The organism is Neobacillus oceani (assembly GCF_046237595.1).
Classification (GTDB): domain Bacteria; phylum Bacillota; class Bacilli; order Bacillales; family Cytobacillaceae; genus Bacillus_D; species Bacillus_D oceani.
The window spans coordinates 1,681,334-1,695,191 of the sequence record NZ_CP143543.1 but is presented as its reverse complement, the minus strand read 5'-3'; the positions used below and the strand labels follow the sequence as shown (position 1 = coordinate 1,695,191).

Genomic DNA, 13,858 nt, shown 5'->3' with positions numbered 1-13,858 from the left:
GGTGCTCTTTTTCTATCCGGAAACCATAGATACACTAAATAAAATTCTTGCTGCCATCGCTTATAGGAATAGTTGAAAAGGGAAAGATTTCAATTTTTACGAAATCGGGTTATAATGAATGCAAATGCACCAAAACGAAAGGAGACTTTGCTTGGACAGTACGAATCCCCGGTTTAGCGACCATAAACTATCTCTTAAAAACCTCTCCCAGGCAATCTATATTGTCAATCGGCACGCGAAGACGGCCCCAGACCCTAAATTCCTTTATCTTCTTAAACATGAAGCGATAAAAAAACTTCTCCAGGAAGGAAAAGCAAGGAAAGTCGGACTGCATTTTTCGAAACACCCAAAAAACAGCCAGCAGCAATCCGATGTCCTTGTTGAATGTGGAGACTACACTTTCCATATTCCTCCGGAGAAAAAGGACTTTGCCGACCTCCCCCATCTGGGATCACTCGATGGTTTGGTAAGGAATCCTAAGGCGGCACTTTCCCTCACACAATCAAAACTGATTCTAAAAGAATACACAGGGATAAAAGAACCCCAGCAACCATCCAGGGGAAAGAAGGCGTACCAAAAGCCCGTTTTCAAAAGGCTTGGAGAGAGCTATTAGGCCCCTCGAAATAAGTTATTCCCAATCAGAAAAGCCTGCGGCTGCAGGCTTTTTCTGTTTTCCTTATAACTTTGGAAAGGCACTCTACATTTTAATCTTCCCGGATTTTCCTATGCACAAGGAGCCCCACTACAGTTAGGATAATTAGTGATCCGAGGGCAAGCCTGCTGGCGATATTCCCATAATCGGCAAATATAAGCGTGATGCTTCCGTACAAAAGCGGACCGACGATCGACGAAACTTTTCCAGAAAAAGCGAACAGCCCGAAGAATTGCCCCCGTTTGTCCTCAGGGGTCAAGTCGACAATATAGGTCCTTGTCGTCACCCACATTGAACCAAGAGCGACGCCGAACATGCTTCCAGCAATCCAGAACATCGCTCCATTGACTGCGAAACAAGCGATAATCAAGGCAGCCAGGAGCAAAATGCCCACGTAGTAGACGGCCAGCCTGGCACCAGTCTTTTTTGTAACATAGCCGAAAATAAACGAACCGATAATGCTTGAAATAGTCGACACAAGATAAAGCAAAATGAATTGCCCGGTTGAAAAGCCAACGATTGTTTTGGCATAAACCGCCATCATGGCAATCGTCGTGGCAAGAGCATCATTCAGGAAGAAATATGCGACCATGAAGGTAAAAATGTTTTTATGCGCTTTCATTTCCCTGAACGTTGCGGCTATTTCCTTATAACCGGAAAGGAATGATTCCTTTTTCGGTGAGGTGAGCGGCTTTTCTTTTACAAAAAAGAAAATCGGAAGTGAAAAAATCAGGAACATGATTCCTGTTGGGATAAAAGCTTCATGGAACCCGTCATTCCCGACGAACGGGTAAACCGCCAGTCCGACCAAGGTCCCGACATAGCCAATCGCAACGCCGAATCCGGAGATTAAAGGTATCTCCTGTTTGGTGCCAAGATCTGATATCATCGCGTCATAAAAGACAAGGCTTGAATGGTAAAAGAACTTGGCAACAATAAATAATATAAGAACCATCACGAGCGGGATTGGCATGCCAAGCCATTTACCATCCAGGCTGGCCCCGCCGAAAACCCCCATAAGAATGGTCGACAATGCCGCTATTACTGTGAAAATCGCAATATATTTCTTTTTTTGCCCCGTGCGGTCAATCATCACTCCGTAAAGCGGGGAAAAGATAACTAGGAAAAAGCTTGCGATTGCGTTCGCATAGGAAACGAATGTGCTAGCAATCTGGTTTAACACTTCATTGTTGCCGATTGCTTCCGTCATATAAAACGGGAAGAAAATCGTATTAATATTCGAGGAAAAAATGGTATTGGCAAAATCATATAAGGCCCAGGAAAAGATGGGCAATGTAAAGTATAGTTTCCAGCCTGTGCGGTTGATTGCTACTTGTTGAGTCGCGGGATTTGATTGTCCAGTTTGTGCCATCGGTTCATCTCCTATTTGCAAAATTGACTTTCCGAATCGAAAGTTCTTTGGATAAGTATACCATTAATCACTTTCCAATTTTACAAATTTTTTGAATAGTTGCCTTAGCAGGATAAAGGAAAGAGTGGGGGATTGCATTTTCCTCCCATTTTCTTGTAACATGTTAGAATATGAAACCGTAGGAAGACGTTAGAGAGGCGGTTAGCGAGAGTGGAACATTTAATAAATAAGAGGATTACGCAAATTGAAATATCAGGGATCAGGAAATTTTTCAATCTAGTTTCTGGTGTTGAAGATATGATTTCACTGAGCATCGGCCAGCCTGATTTCCCAACCCCTGAACATGTTAAAAAAGCAGCAATCCGGGCGATTACCGAAAACCAAACAGTATATACCCATAATGCCGGGCTAATTGAAACAAGGATAGCAGCAGCACGATTCGTAGAGCGGAAATACGGGTTGATCTATAACCCGGAAACGGAAGTCATCGTGACCACCGGTGCCAGTGAAGCGATTGATATTGCTTTCCGCGCCATTCTTGAAGAGGGGTGTGAAGTAATCCTTCCAGGACCGGTATACCCAGGGTATGAGCCAATCATCACCATGTGTGGGGCCACTCCAGTCTTTGCTGATATTCGGTACCACGAGTTCAAGTTTACCGCTGATGTAATAAAGAAATACATATCTGAAAAAACCCGCTGTGTCGTCCTGCCTTACCCATCCAATCCGACCGGAGTCAGCCTTTCCGGGGATGAACTCCGGGAAATAGCCGATTTGCTGAGAGGAAGGGACATTTTTGTGCTGGCGGATGAAATTTACAGTGAATTATTGTACGGCATGAAGCATGTATCCATCGGTTCGTTCTTAAAAGAACAAACCATCGTCATCAACGGGCTTTCCAAATCCCACTCAATGACCGGTTGGCGTATCGGCCTTCTTTTCGCTCCTGAGAAAATTTCCCGCCATATTTTAAAGGTTCACCAGTACAATGTCACATGCGCTAATGCTATTGCCCAGGTAGCCGCGGCCGAAGCCCTTACTGTAGGAATCAATGATGCCGTACCAATGAGGGACGAGTATGAAAAACGGCGCGACTTTGTTTACAAGCGCCTTACGGATATGGGGTTAAAAACAGTAAAGCCGGATGGGGCGTTTTATTTTTTCGTCAAGCTTCCTGAATCTACGAAGCTGAATTCATTCGATTTCGCCATTGATTTGGTTAATAAATCGAAAGTGGCGGTCGTTCCAGGCAGTGCCTTTTCGGAATTCGGTGAAGGCTATTTCCGCCTCTCCTTTGCCTATTCCATGGATATGCTAAAAGAAGGCCTAGATCGGATTCAAGCTTACTTACATTAAATTAATTAATATAAAACGGGTAAAATCAAGTCTACTAGCTGGACCGAAAAGCCGGAACCTTCCGGCATTCATTGGGCACTAGAAGATGACTTAGTGACCGAACAGCAGTGGATAGCCGGGCCTTCGGGCGTTAAAAGATGATTTAAAGACCGAAGAACAGTCAATGGCCGGGCCTTCGGGCTTTCTTTTTGTGAAGAACTTCTAAACCCCCGCTTAACATGGCGGGGGTTTTACTTATCCCATTTTTCTGATGAACCGGACTTCCCGGTATCCTTCAATTCTGTCGGTCGTGAAAAGGCCGATTTCCGCGAACGTGCCTTTGAGGCTTGAAAGGATGGCTTCAAACTCCTCGGGCGACTTTGGTTTCGAATACCCAAGCCTCCGGATTTCTTCCATCAGAATCCTGAACCCGCCATCCGACTCGATATGGCTGAATTTTACGGGCAAAGTCCCCTTCACCTCATTCATAAGTGTAAGATCCCACTTGATGGGCCTGGCGCCATTCACGGTCTTTTCCCTGCTGAAACCATCAATCCTCACAAGATACCTGCCATCCTCAAGCTCATCGAACTTTTCTTTAATATCCTCAAACTGATTCATCCCAATCCCCTCCTTCATAGAAAGGGTATTAAGGACAGCATGATTTTAGAAGGTAAAGTGAACCTTTCATCAGCGGTGATTTTCCGCTGATGGTTAGTCCCTTTCTACTGCCGCTAAATTATCCGCTAACGCGTATAATAATCGGCAGTACGAACCCGATTGGTTCAACTAAGCCGCTGAAATCCACAGCGGCTAGTTTCACTGTAGCTCACTTATCGGACCTTTAGGGACAGTTGCCATTAAAGGCTTACTGTCCCTTAAAAGTGGGGTAAAGTAAATCTTCAACGTTCCTTATTCCCAGTATTTATAAAGAGCTTGTGTTCCGTTGTTTTCTTCGCCTTTTCCTGCGAGTTCATCATAAAGCGATTTCGCAAGGTTTAGTCCCGGCGCGTCCATGCCCATCCGTTCCGCCTCTTCCAGCGCGATGCCCATATCCTTGATGAAATGCTTTATGTAAAATCCGGGGGCAAAATCGCCTTTCAGCATCCTCGGGGCAAGATTGGATAACGACCAGCTGCCGGCAGCGCCTGTCGAGATGCTTTTTAAAACATTTTCCGGGTCAAGGCCAGCCTTCTTCGCATAAACCATTGCTTCGGCCACCCCAATCATATTCGAAGCAATGGCGATTTGGTTGCACATTTTTGTATGCTGCCCGGCACCTGCTTCTCCCTGGTACACAATATTCGTCCCCATTTTTTCAAGCAGCGGCCTGACATCCTCAAATGCATGCTTATCCCCGCCCACCATAATGGCAAGACGGGCTTCCCTCGCCCCAATATCACCTCCGGACACAGGTGCGTCCAATGCATGCATTCCCCGCTTTTTCGCTTCTTCATAAATCTTTTTCGCTAGTAAAGGTGTGGACGTTGTCATATCGACAAAATAGGTCCCTTCCTGTGCATGTGCAAAAAGGCCATCGGTCCCCATGTAAACTTCTTCCACATCATGCGGATACCCGACCATTGTAAAAACAACCTTGGCATTCCGGGCCGCATCACCGGGAGTATCCGCCCATTTTGCTCCCTTTGCAAGGAGGCTTTCGGCTTTTTCCCTAGTCCTTGTGTAGACAGTGAGAGTGTAGCCCGCACTCAATAAGTGGCCAGCCATGCTTTTTCCCATTACGCCTGTCCCAATAAATGCGATTGAAGCTGTTTCTGGAGGTAACATTGAATCAACCCTTTCCTTGTCTCTCCCTTTTATTTTAGCACGCTGCTTTTTTGTAAAGGTGTTTTTTAAAAAAAGAAAAACCCCGGGGGAAAACCCCCGGGGCAATGTGCCAATCTCCAATTATGCACATTTCCATTATGCCCTATATAAGGCCGTTCAATTCTATAATTCGGTGGAAAAATTGGATAGATAACCGCGGCCGAAGACCTCCTTGCCATTGAACACTTCAATCGAAACGGCGTTCCCCTCGGCAATCATTTTTTCAAGCTCGGCTATATGTAAATCAATGTTCAAAGGAAGTGGAGCCATAAGAATATAATTGCCGCCATTCTTTTTTACTTCAAGGTACTCTCCATTCACCACCTCTTCCTCCCCATAAATAATTTCCTCTGCACCGAGCGCTTCAGCTAGCTTTTCATCATGGATATTCACCTTAACCTTGAACATATCCTCGCCATTTAAATAGTCTTCGTTGATTTTGAACTTAAATTGAAGTTCATTGTTTTTCGTTAAAGTTGCTTCCGCATACTTGCTGACGATGATGTCCTGGTCCATAAAAAGCCCGCAGCCAGATACTAAGAGAATAAGTAGTAGAAAAAAAACGGTTCGCATAGCCTTTCCCAACCACCTTCCCATACTAACCAATCGTTTACAATAACCTTAGCCAAAAGGCAGGCGGAATAAACGCGTGCAGGGAAAAAAATTGAAAGGTTTTGGTAAGACAAAAGCCCCTGACAAGCAGGGGCTCCGGTTCTATTCCACATTCGCTCTATTCTTCTTTTTTGGGCCACCAAGGGATTGCATCTGATTCATCAGTTTGTCTCGCGATTCTTTGTTCCTCATTAGATAAGCCGCACCAAGTGCAACCGTTGTCATAAGCATTTTTTTCCTATCCATAAAATTTCCCTCCCTGGTAATGTTCATTCTTTTAAAAACTTCCCTAATGGCCAAGCATATAAACCTGGGCTTGCCAAAAATGAGTTTCCAGTCGACCCACTTTATTCCATAGCTAGACAGAAGCAAAAAAAATCCGGCTGCATTTGCAGCCGGCAAAAAGGGGGAAAATGAGAATGATTAGCTTACACTAAATCATACTAGTTGCTTGGTAGTATATTACCCGCAAACTTGTCCCTAAAACCTTTTTTATATTACATTAACATTACAAATCTATTTCGTTTTTTACAGATTGAATAACTTCTTCAACAGTGCCCATGGAAAGCGCTTTTTGGGTCAACTCTTCCATATCTGATTTGCTAAGCTTTTTCATAAGTGACCTCGCTCGAAGGATGGACGAGGCGCTCATCGAAAACTCATCCAGCCCTAGTCCGACCAGAAGAGGGATTGCCGTTACATCGCCCGCCATTTCCCCGCACATGCCAGCCCATTTCCCTTCCGCGTGGGCGGCATCAATCACCATTTTAACAAGCCGGAGAATTGCAGGGTTATAGGGCTGATACAAATAGGAAACCCTTTCATTCATACGGTCAGCGGCCATGGTGTACTGGATCAAATCGTTCGTGCCAATACTGAAAAAGTCGACTTCCTTTGCGAATTGGTCAGCCAAAATGGCAGTCGATGGAATTTCAACCATAATTCCGACCTCAATACGATCAGAAACTGTAACCCCTTCTTCCGTAAGCTTTGACTTTTCCTCTTCCAAAATCCGTTTAGCTTTCCTGAATTCATCTAGCGTTGCAATCATCGGGAACATGATTTTCAAATTCCCATAAGAGCTTGCGCGCAGGAGGGCCTTCAGCTGGGTACGGAAAATTCCATCCTGGTCAAGGCAAAGCCGGATCGCCCTGTATCCAAGGAATGGATTCATCTCTTTCGGAAGGTTTAAATAAGGGAGTTCCTTATCTCCACCGATATCAAGGGTCCTGACCACGACGGGCTTCCCTTCCATTCCTTCGAGGACGGCTTTATACGCTTCAAATTGCTCTTCTTCCGTCGGCATCTGGTCCCTACCCATGTAAAGGAATTCAGTCCGGAAGAGGCCAATCGCCTCCGCTCCGTTTTCAAGGGCGCCTTTTAAATCCTTCGGAGTGCCGATATTGGCGCCAATCTCGACTTCATGGCCGTCAGCGGTCACAGTCTTTTCATTGATCAATTTGGCCCATTCGGCCTTTTGGGCTTCATAATCTGCTTTTACTTGCTCGTACGCCTGGACCAATTCCGGGGTGGGGTTGATATGGACTTCACCTTTCAGGCCATCGACAATCACCAAATCCCCGTTCCGGATTTCCTCAGTCGAAGTCCTGGTGCCTACAACTGCCGGGATTTCCATTGACCGGGCCATAATAGCCGAGTGGGATGTCCGTCCACCAATATCTGTTGTAAAGCCTTTCACAAATTGCCGGTTTAGCTGTGCAGTATCTGATGGAGTCAGGTCTTCCGCAACGATGATGACTTCTTCAGCGATCATGGATGGATTCGGAAGCTGGATCCCAAGCATCTTAGCAAGCACTCGTTTTGTAACATCGCGGATATCCGCGGCTCTTTCCTTCATATATTCATTATCCATTTCTTCAAACATGGAAATGAACATCCCCGCAGTTTCATTCAGGGCAGTTTCCGAATTGACCTTTTCGCCTTTAATCCTGTCCTCAATTGGAGAAATAAGCTCAGGGTCGGAAAGGACAAGAAGATGGGCTTCAAAAATGGCAGCTTTGTCCTCGCCCAGGTCTTCCCGCGCTTTATCGCGAATCTGGGCCAATTCAGCCTTCGATTGCTCAACCGCAGCCCTGAACTTCTCTATTTCCGCATCGGGATTATCGATTGATTCCCTGCTGAATGATAAGTCGGGCTCAATTAGCCTGTATGCTTTGGCAATGGCAATTCCATTTGAAGCGGCAATCCCCTGTAAAAATACCATTATTCAGCCAGGCCTTCTTTTTTCAATGTTTCTTCAAGTGTGCGAAGAGCGTCCTCGGCATCCCCGCCCTCAGCTGAAATGGAAATCGCCGAGCCCTGGCCGATTCCCAAGGACATAACGCCCATAATGGACTTCAGGTTCACTTTTTTCCCTTTATATTCAAGGTTGATTTCGGAATCGAACCTGCTGGCTGTTTGAACAAGAAGTGTTGCCGGCCTAGCGTGGATTCCTGTGTCTGCAGTAACCGTAAATTGTTTTTCCGCCATACTTGATCAATCTCCTTCAATTTTTAATTAATGGTCTGTTGCGAGGACGACAGCCGTTTTTGGGCTTTCATGCCCGTCTAACCAAAAACCGCCCCTAACCTTTTTAACTTAACCAATATTTATATTATAGTCAAATAAACAGGCAGGTTGCCGGTATTTTACCCTTTACAGGTAAAATTGAGGAAACCTGCCTCGCATACAATACAGAAAGAATACCGCCTTAGGGGGCTACCCCTGCTTCTTTGGCTTCTTCTTAAGTTCCTTCCGCTTCTGCTTAATATGTTCCTTAATTCCCTTAAGTTCATGGCGTGCGAATTCAAGTTCCGACGGATCGACCTTGATGTCTCCATAACGGACATCTTCGTATACTCCGATCAGTCTTTTGTCGGACGGCATCCCTATCCGGCTCAACCATTCCCCGATCGTTTCAGCCTCGAATCGCCCGAATCCGTTTTTGAACGCGAAATACTCCAGGTTGAAAACCTCCCGCCGGAGCGGATTATTCGGAGCGGCAGGTTTCTTCTTTTTCGGAGTTGCACCAGCTGGATTCAACATTTGAGAGAGGCCCGTTGAAGTTGCTTTGGTGTTTTCAAAATGGGCGCGGTTCCTCTTTTTATAAAGATAAATGAATAGGCCAATTAACGCGAGCAATGCAAGAACCATTATTACCATTTCAGTATTTTTTTGCATTGCTTGTTCGCGCATAACTTTTGCAACGCCCGGCCTTTCAATTACCTCAATCTGATTTGCAGCGTCTGGATCAGTCCACAAATTCACTGATTCAGACCACATAAGTATAGGTGATGCCAAGATAATGAATATCCAAGCCACTCCTTTCATGAACAAAAAGAACGCGGATTGAATATAATCCATGGCAAGAGCGATAATGCTTCCCGCCAAAACAATAGGGCTGACGAGTTTCCCAAAAAACGCCAGGTAGCCCACCTTGTCCTTTTGATTTCCTTCAATCTTCGCAAGATTTAAAAGAAATCGGCCTGTAAGCACCACCAAAACCTGAACGACCACCAAAATGATTGTAATAAAGAAAATCGTTTCGTTTTTTGTATAAGCCCCAATCATTGCCGGAAACGCAGCCATGGCTGAAAAGGTCGCAAGCAACAAATCATGGTCCTCATTCTTATTTACTGCAAGTGAATTGGACCTCCAGAAGAGAAAGGCAATCGCTGCTGCCACGGGAACTGGGTGCAGGCCGGAATAAATAGTCCCGATCGCATATATCGCTGGTAAGAATAGGGCCAAAAATAGAATCTTCGCCGTCTGCCCAAAACGAACCAATAACCAGGAATAAAGGATAAAGACGAAAAGAAAAAGGGAAAGGGCCAAAAACACCTGCCACCCCTGTTCCCTGGGCCAAAAATATGGAAACACGAGCATGGCAGTGAAAAGCAATTCAATTACAAACAAATAGACTCTTTTCATCAAGATGACCGCCTCCCTTCTACTGAAGGTGAAAACGGGGAAAGCTCCGCTTTATCCTGAATCGTTTTTAAAACCAGTAGCCTTATGCCCCGATTCTTAAATTCATCCAGCTTTGCAGCTGTAAATCCCGGCATTTCACCCGCATGGATGAGGCATGGCAGCATATGGAGGTTCCTGTCCATATAGGAGAGCATCTTGTCATACGGAAAAGGAGCAAAAGAATTTGCAAGCGCAAGCATTTCATATATTTTCTGCAGCTGCTCCCTCCCATTTCCCGGTGGAAGGTAAACGAACGGTACTTCGCCAGCATTCCTCATATTCATGCAAAGGGATACCGGGATTTGTTTCGAATAGGCAAAATAAGCAAGATCGGCTGCGCTTTCAAGCATTTCTTCTAAGTTTTTGGGAACGGAATAGCCATCGGCGATGTTTATGCAAATCACGAGCCCTTTTTCCGAAACCTGGTCATACAGTTTGGTTTGGAGCTTCCCAGTCCGGGCACTTGCTTTCCAGTGAATTCTTTGAAAACCGTCCGAATAGGTGTAATCTCTAGTTCCCGCTGGAGAAAGCGTATCCTCGTAGAGGGAATACGGGGTAAATTGGGAGCCTGGCTTCAGTGAAACCAAATCCATTTTATTCACCACTTCGAGTCTGTCTGGATAAACAATTACTTCCTGTGGAAGGGCAAACCGGTATTCGAGATTGACTTTCCCGAATCCGAACAGGTTCGGGATTTGAAGTTCAATCTTCCTGATTTTCGCCAATCCTCTCTGTTTGCTCAAAAATGGGATTTCTAGCTTCTTTGCCTCTCCCTTATTGACTGATAAAGGAAAGGAAACTTCATGCAGCCATTTCTTATCGTTTTCATCGGCGCCAGGGGGCTCGACTGCCTGGTCGAAGAAAACTCTTGCTTCCGCATTTAAAATCGGCCAGCCCTCATTTGTGAACACCATTTCCCATTTGCCTTGTTCGTTGATGAAATAACGGTCCCTTCTCCTTTCCATCACTACTTCAAGGCCTTCTCCTACCTTTTTTTCATAGAGAAGATTGAGAGATATCAAGACAAAGGATATAACGCCGGCAAAAAATAATAATTTCGAATCGAGGTATAATGAAAGCAGGACTAGAAAAACCGCTGCGAACTGGATGGGGACGATTTTCCCTTCTGAAAATGAATGCTTCCCCCACGACATTAGCTAGCCCCCGCTTCAACCGGGACAGGCACACTTTCCATGATTTCCGAAATAATTGCCTCCGGGCTTTTTGTAAGGGAGCCTTCCGTTGATAAATAAATCCGGTGTCCCAATACAAATGCGGCAACTGCTTTAACATCATCCGGCACGACATAATTCCTGCCAGCCAGGAAAGCCTTTCCTTGTGCAGCCTTCATCAGGGCAAGCGTCCCCCTCGGGCTGACCCCTAGCTCGATTAGCGAATGCTCCCTCGTTTTCCTCACAAGTTCAAGAATATACGTTTCAACTTCATCATTTATTTGCACTTTTTTTGCCGCGTTTGACAGTTCCCGCAGCTCGTTCTTATCGAGAAGCTGTTCAATCTTGGAGGCAATGATGCCAAAACGGTGGATCTTTAATATTTCTTTTTCTTCCTCAAACTCAGGGTACGCGGCATTCAATTTAATAAAAAAACGGTCCATTTGCGCCACTGGCAGGGGAAATGTTCCTTGTTGGGATTCGACCGGATTCTGAGTGGCGATAACCATGAATGGCCATTCAAGAGGCAGGGTATGCCCATCGATCGTTACCTGCATTTCCTCCATCGCCTCAAGAAGGCTTGACTGAGTCCTTGGCGTTGCCCGGTTTATTTCGTCGGCCAGGACTATATTTGCGAAGATTGGCCCGTGCAGCAACTCAAACTCTTGTTTCTTTGGATTGAAAAACTGGATCCCGGTAATATCCCCAGGGAGAACATCCGGGGTAAATTGTATCCGAGAAAAACTTCCTCCTACCGCCTCGGAAAACTTTTTCGCAAGCATCGTCTTTCCCGTTCCTGGAACACTTTCTAAAAGAACATGGCCATTGAACAGCAGTGAAATGAACATTAGTTCGATTTCCTGCTCCTTTCCTACCAAATGGACCCCTATTTCTTTTTTTAGCCTGTTGCCAACCTCTAAAACTCCCATTTTCCCACTCCTATAATTTTCTTTTTTATACATGTTTACTCTTCATACACCATCTTTTTAGTCATACCGCCATCTATGACGATATTTTCACCAGTTATGAAATTATTGCGGGGATCGGCTAGGAAAAGGCAAGCCCTTGCAATATCGTCTGGCTTTCCGACCCTGCCGCTTACATGCAGGCTATGATCCCGTTCTGAAAGCAGATCGTAGCTGGCGTTTTCGATCCAGCCTGGGCTGATACAGTTCACTGTAATTCCATAAGGCCCAAGTGTTCGTGCCAATGCATGCGTCAAGGCGACGATGCCGCCTTTTGAAGCCGCGTATGCTTCAGTATTTGGCTCGGACATAAACGCCCTGGTCGAAGCGATGTTGATAATGGTGCCGCCTGTTACCTTCATGATCCTTGCAGCCGCTTGAGAGCAAAAGAACACGCTGCGGAGGTTTGTATTCACTATGTCATCCCATTGGCTTGCCAGCATTTCAAAGAAATCGTGGAAGATTGAAACACCCGCATTATTCACAACAACATGAACTTGTCCGAACCGGGAAACAGTTTCTTCGAATAGACCGGAAACGCTTTCTTCACACCGGACATCGGTCTCGAGGAAGACTGCATTTAGGTTCTCTTCCCGCAGGCTTTCAGCAGCTTCCCTTCCACTCCGGCCGTCAATATCCGCCATCACTACATTCGCGCCATGGACTGCAAACTCCCTTGCTATACTCAATCCAATCCCATTGCCTGCCCCCGTCACAATGATTGTTTTGCCTAGGAATTGCATTCTACATACCTCCCAACTGATGCTTATCGGAAAAAACAGGCGTCCAGCAGTAAAAACTGGACGCCCTCGGCCGTTTCAATTTTTCAAAGCCAGTGAGCAGGGAAAACCAGCAACGGTCGCCTTATTATGCAGGTTGAGCAGGTCATCCAGTTCCCGGCTAATAGTAAGGGTATGGGTGCTTGCTATCCCAGTCATTGCGGCCGCCAAAATCATTTCTTTCCGCTTGTTCTCTATTCTATACAGCAGCTTTTCATGGGATGACAATGGTCTTTCACCCTCACTCCGCATCGGTTATTGGGTTTATTGTACACGTACAGGAAAAAATTCACAATATATTCGTAAAATTTTTACAAAAATTCTTCGCGATTTTTAGCTTCTCGGTTCCGGGTAATATTCATAAATAACATTTCCGCCCCGCTGGGCAATTCCGCGAAAGTGCTTGAAGTCCTCCCTATTAACGAGTACCTTCCGAAATTCTAGGAAATCTTCATTCGTAACGTAATATTCCGCCAGTTCCCCGCTTTTTAGCCTGTCGAGTATTTCATTGATCCCTTTCTTATCCATCCTGATTCACCACCCGCTTGCAACAATTTAATAGGAATGCTCCTTATTCAAAATGATAAATGAGCCTATTTTGGCTGTCCAGCACCATAACTTTTTAGAAAATAGCCACTAGGTAGAAAATTTTAGGAAAGAAAGCCTTTACGTTTTTATAAAATTAGTGCAAACTGTTAATAAAATCTGACTAAAAGTGAGATAAAAATCTATTCCGATTTAAAAAGCATCAAATTGAAATAGTCTATTAAAAATTAGGGATGAAAAAGGAGAGAGACAGTTGAAGAGAGCAGAAGTAGGGAACGTCATTGAATTCCGTGGCGGGCTGCAGGGAATCGTAGAAAAAGTAAATGAAAACTCTGTTATCGTAGACCTGACTTATATGGACAATTACCGCGATCTTGAATTGGACCAACGGACAGTTATTAATCATAAAAACTATAAGATTATTAAAGAAACGGCAAACTAATACAATCTCAAAAAGCAGCGGAGCCCCGCTGCTTTTTTTTCGGGAAGCTTTTCGCGCCAAATGCCCCAATCATTCCTTCCGCCCCAAGGCAATTCCTTCCGCCCTCTTTCTTTCCTACCTAAAGTCGGTTTGCGGCCTTTCACAATAGGACTTCACTTTTAAAAAATCCACGGACTTTTTTTGATTC

Annotated in this window: 16 protein-coding genes; 3 read left to right on the top strand and 13 right to left on the bottom strand. The window is 45.1% G+C overall.

The annotated features are described in order from the left end of the window. The first annotated feature begins 151 nt into the window (after positions 1-151). On the top strand, positions 152-613 hold the full coding sequence (locus V1499_RS08450) for a YkyB family protein (RefSeq protein WP_409275397.1): 462 nt from the start codon (positions 152-154) through the stop codon (positions 611-613). A 91-nt stretch (positions 614-704) separates the two neighbouring features. Here the strand turns inward: V1499_RS08450 and V1499_RS08445 are convergent, their stop codons facing one another. Continuing rightward, on the bottom strand, positions 705-2,024 hold the full coding sequence (locus tag V1499_RS08445; RefSeq protein ID WP_409275395.1) for an MFS transporter: 1,320 nt from the start codon (positions 2,022-2,024) through the stop codon (positions 705-707). 210 nt (positions 2,025-2,234) lie between these two features. Between V1499_RS08445 and V1499_RS08440 the strand changes: the two genes are divergently transcribed. Beyond that, entirely contained in the window at positions 2,235-3,380 is a 1,146-nt protein-coding gene (locus tag V1499_RS08440) for an aminotransferase A (RefSeq protein ID WP_409275393.1), read from the top strand. 234 nt (positions 3,381-3,614) lie between these two features. Here the strand turns inward: V1499_RS08440 and V1499_RS08435 are convergent, their stop codons facing one another. The 12 genes from V1499_RS08435 to V1499_RS08380 all read right to left on the bottom strand — a co-directional run bounded on the left by V1499_RS08435 (position 3,615) and on the right by V1499_RS08380 (position 13,211). Next, positions 3,615-3,980 carry a hypothetical protein gene (locus V1499_RS08435; protein ID WP_409275392.1) on the bottom strand — a complete coding sequence of 122 codons (366 nt, stop codon included), beginning with the start codon at positions 3,978-3,980 and terminating at the stop codon, positions 3,615-3,617. A 291-nt stretch (positions 3,981-4,271) separates the two neighbouring features. Then, positions 4,272-5,147: an NAD(P)-dependent oxidoreductase gene (locus V1499_RS08430; RefSeq protein ID WP_409275390.1), complete on the bottom strand. Its 876-nt coding sequence runs from the start codon at positions 5,145-5,147 to the stop codon at positions 4,272-4,274. Between the two features lie 162 nt (positions 5,148-5,309). Continuing rightward, positions 5,310-5,702: a hypothetical protein gene (locus tag V1499_RS08425; RefSeq protein WP_409275388.1), complete on the bottom strand. Its 393-nt coding sequence runs from the start codon at positions 5,700-5,702 to the stop codon at positions 5,310-5,312. Positions 5,703-5,900: 198 nt separating this feature from the next. Next, entirely contained in the window at positions 5,901-6,044 is a 144-nt protein-coding gene (locus V1499_RS08420) for a hypothetical protein (protein WP_409275387.1), read from the bottom strand. Positions 6,045-6,306: 262 nt separating this feature from the next. Next, positions 6,307-8,022, bottom strand: a complete 1,716-nt coding sequence (ptsP, locus tag V1499_RS08415; protein WP_409275385.1) for a phosphoenolpyruvate--protein phosphotransferase — start codon at positions 8,020-8,022, stop codon at positions 6,307-6,309. After that, a complete protein-coding gene (locus tag V1499_RS08410; protein ID WP_409275383.1) occupies positions 8,022-8,288 on the bottom strand; it encodes a phosphocarrier protein HPr in 267 nt (88 codons plus the stop codon). Before V1499_RS08410 ends, ptsP begins: the two co-directional genes overlap by 1 nt. Positions 8,289-8,516: 228 nt before the next feature. Then, positions 8,517-9,731, bottom strand: a complete 1,215-nt coding sequence (locus V1499_RS08405; RefSeq protein WP_409275382.1) for a DUF4129 domain-containing protein — start codon at positions 9,729-9,731, stop codon at positions 8,517-8,519. Then, the gene (locus V1499_RS08400) at positions 9,728-10,921 is read right to left on the bottom strand and encodes a DUF58 domain-containing protein (RefSeq protein WP_409275380.1); all 1,194 of its coding nucleotides are present in this window, start codon (positions 10,919-10,921) and stop codon (positions 9,728-9,730) included. Before V1499_RS08400 ends, V1499_RS08405 begins: the two co-directional genes overlap by 4 nt. Continuing rightward, a complete protein-coding gene (locus V1499_RS08395) occupies positions 10,921-11,868 on the bottom strand; it encodes an AAA family ATPase (RefSeq protein WP_409275378.1) in 948 nt (315 codons plus the stop codon). The genes V1499_RS08400 and V1499_RS08395 overlap by 1 nt, the downstream gene beginning before the upstream one ends. Positions 11,869-11,903: 35 nt before the next feature. Further along, complete coding sequence (locus V1499_RS08390) at positions 11,904-12,647, bottom strand: glucose 1-dehydrogenase (protein ID WP_409275376.1); 744 nt, start codon at positions 12,645-12,647, stop codon at positions 11,904-11,906. Between the two features lie 75 nt (positions 12,648-12,722). Beyond that, the gene (locus V1499_RS08385) at positions 12,723-12,911 is read right to left on the bottom strand and encodes a Spo0E family sporulation regulatory protein-aspartic acid phosphatase (RefSeq protein WP_409275374.1); all 189 of its coding nucleotides are present in this window, start codon (positions 12,909-12,911) and stop codon (positions 12,723-12,725) included. Between the two features lie 105 nt (positions 12,912-13,016). Further along, positions 13,017-13,211, bottom strand: coding sequence for a hypothetical protein (locus tag V1499_RS08380; protein WP_409275372.1), 195 nt, complete (start codon positions 13,209-13,211; stop codon positions 13,017-13,019). 271 nt (positions 13,212-13,482) lie between these two features. Here V1499_RS08380 and V1499_RS08375 point away from each other — a divergent pair, with 271 nt between their 5' ends. Further along, complete coding sequence (locus V1499_RS08375) at positions 13,483-13,671, top strand: YkvS family protein (RefSeq protein WP_316568328.1); 189 nt, start codon at positions 13,483-13,485, stop codon at positions 13,669-13,671. The last annotated feature ends 187 nt before the right edge of the window (positions 13,672-13,858 follow it).

Excerpts from the sequence above, each read along its gene's own strand:
- V1499_RS08395 (WP_409275378.1), bottom strand. The coding sequence starts at position 11,868 with ATGGGAGTTTTAGAGGTTGGCAACAGGCTAAAAAAAGAAATAGGGGTC.
- V1499_RS08445 (WP_409275395.1), bottom strand. The coding sequence starts at position 2,024 with ATGGCACAAACTGGACAATCAAATCCCGCGACTCAACAAGTAGCAATC.
- V1499_RS08430 (WP_409275390.1), bottom strand. The coding sequence starts at position 5,147 with ATGTTACCTCCAGAAACAGCTTCAATCGCATTTATTGGGACAGGCGTA.
- ptsP (WP_409275385.1), bottom strand. The coding sequence starts at position 8,022 with ATGGTATTTTTACAGGGGATTGCCGCTTCAAATGGAATTGCCATTGCC.
- V1499_RS08400 (WP_409275380.1), bottom strand. The coding sequence starts at position 10,921 with ATGTCGTGGGGGAAGCATTCATTTTCAGAAGGGAAAATCGTCCCCATC.
- V1499_RS08420 (WP_409275387.1), bottom strand. The coding sequence starts at position 6,044 with ATGGATAGGAAAAAAATGCTTATGACAACGGTTGCACTTGGTGCGGCT.
- V1499_RS08435 (WP_409275392.1), bottom strand. The coding sequence starts at position 3,980 with ATGAATCAGTTTGAGGATATTAAAGAAAAGTTCGATGAGCTTGAGGAT.
- V1499_RS08380 (WP_409275372.1), bottom strand. The coding sequence starts at position 13,211 with ATGGATAAGAAAGGGATCAATGAAATACTCGACAGGCTAAAAAGCGGG.
- V1499_RS08425 (WP_409275388.1), bottom strand. The coding sequence starts at position 5,702 with ATGGACCAGGACATCATCGTCAGCAAGTATGCGGAAGCAACTTTAACG.
- V1499_RS08390 (WP_409275376.1), bottom strand. The coding sequence starts at position 12,647 with ATGCAATTCCTAGGCAAAACAATCATTGTGACGGGGGCAGGCAATGGG.
- V1499_RS08410 (WP_409275383.1), bottom strand. The coding sequence starts at position 8,288 with ATGGCGGAAAAACAATTTACGGTTACTGCAGACACAGGAATCCACGCT.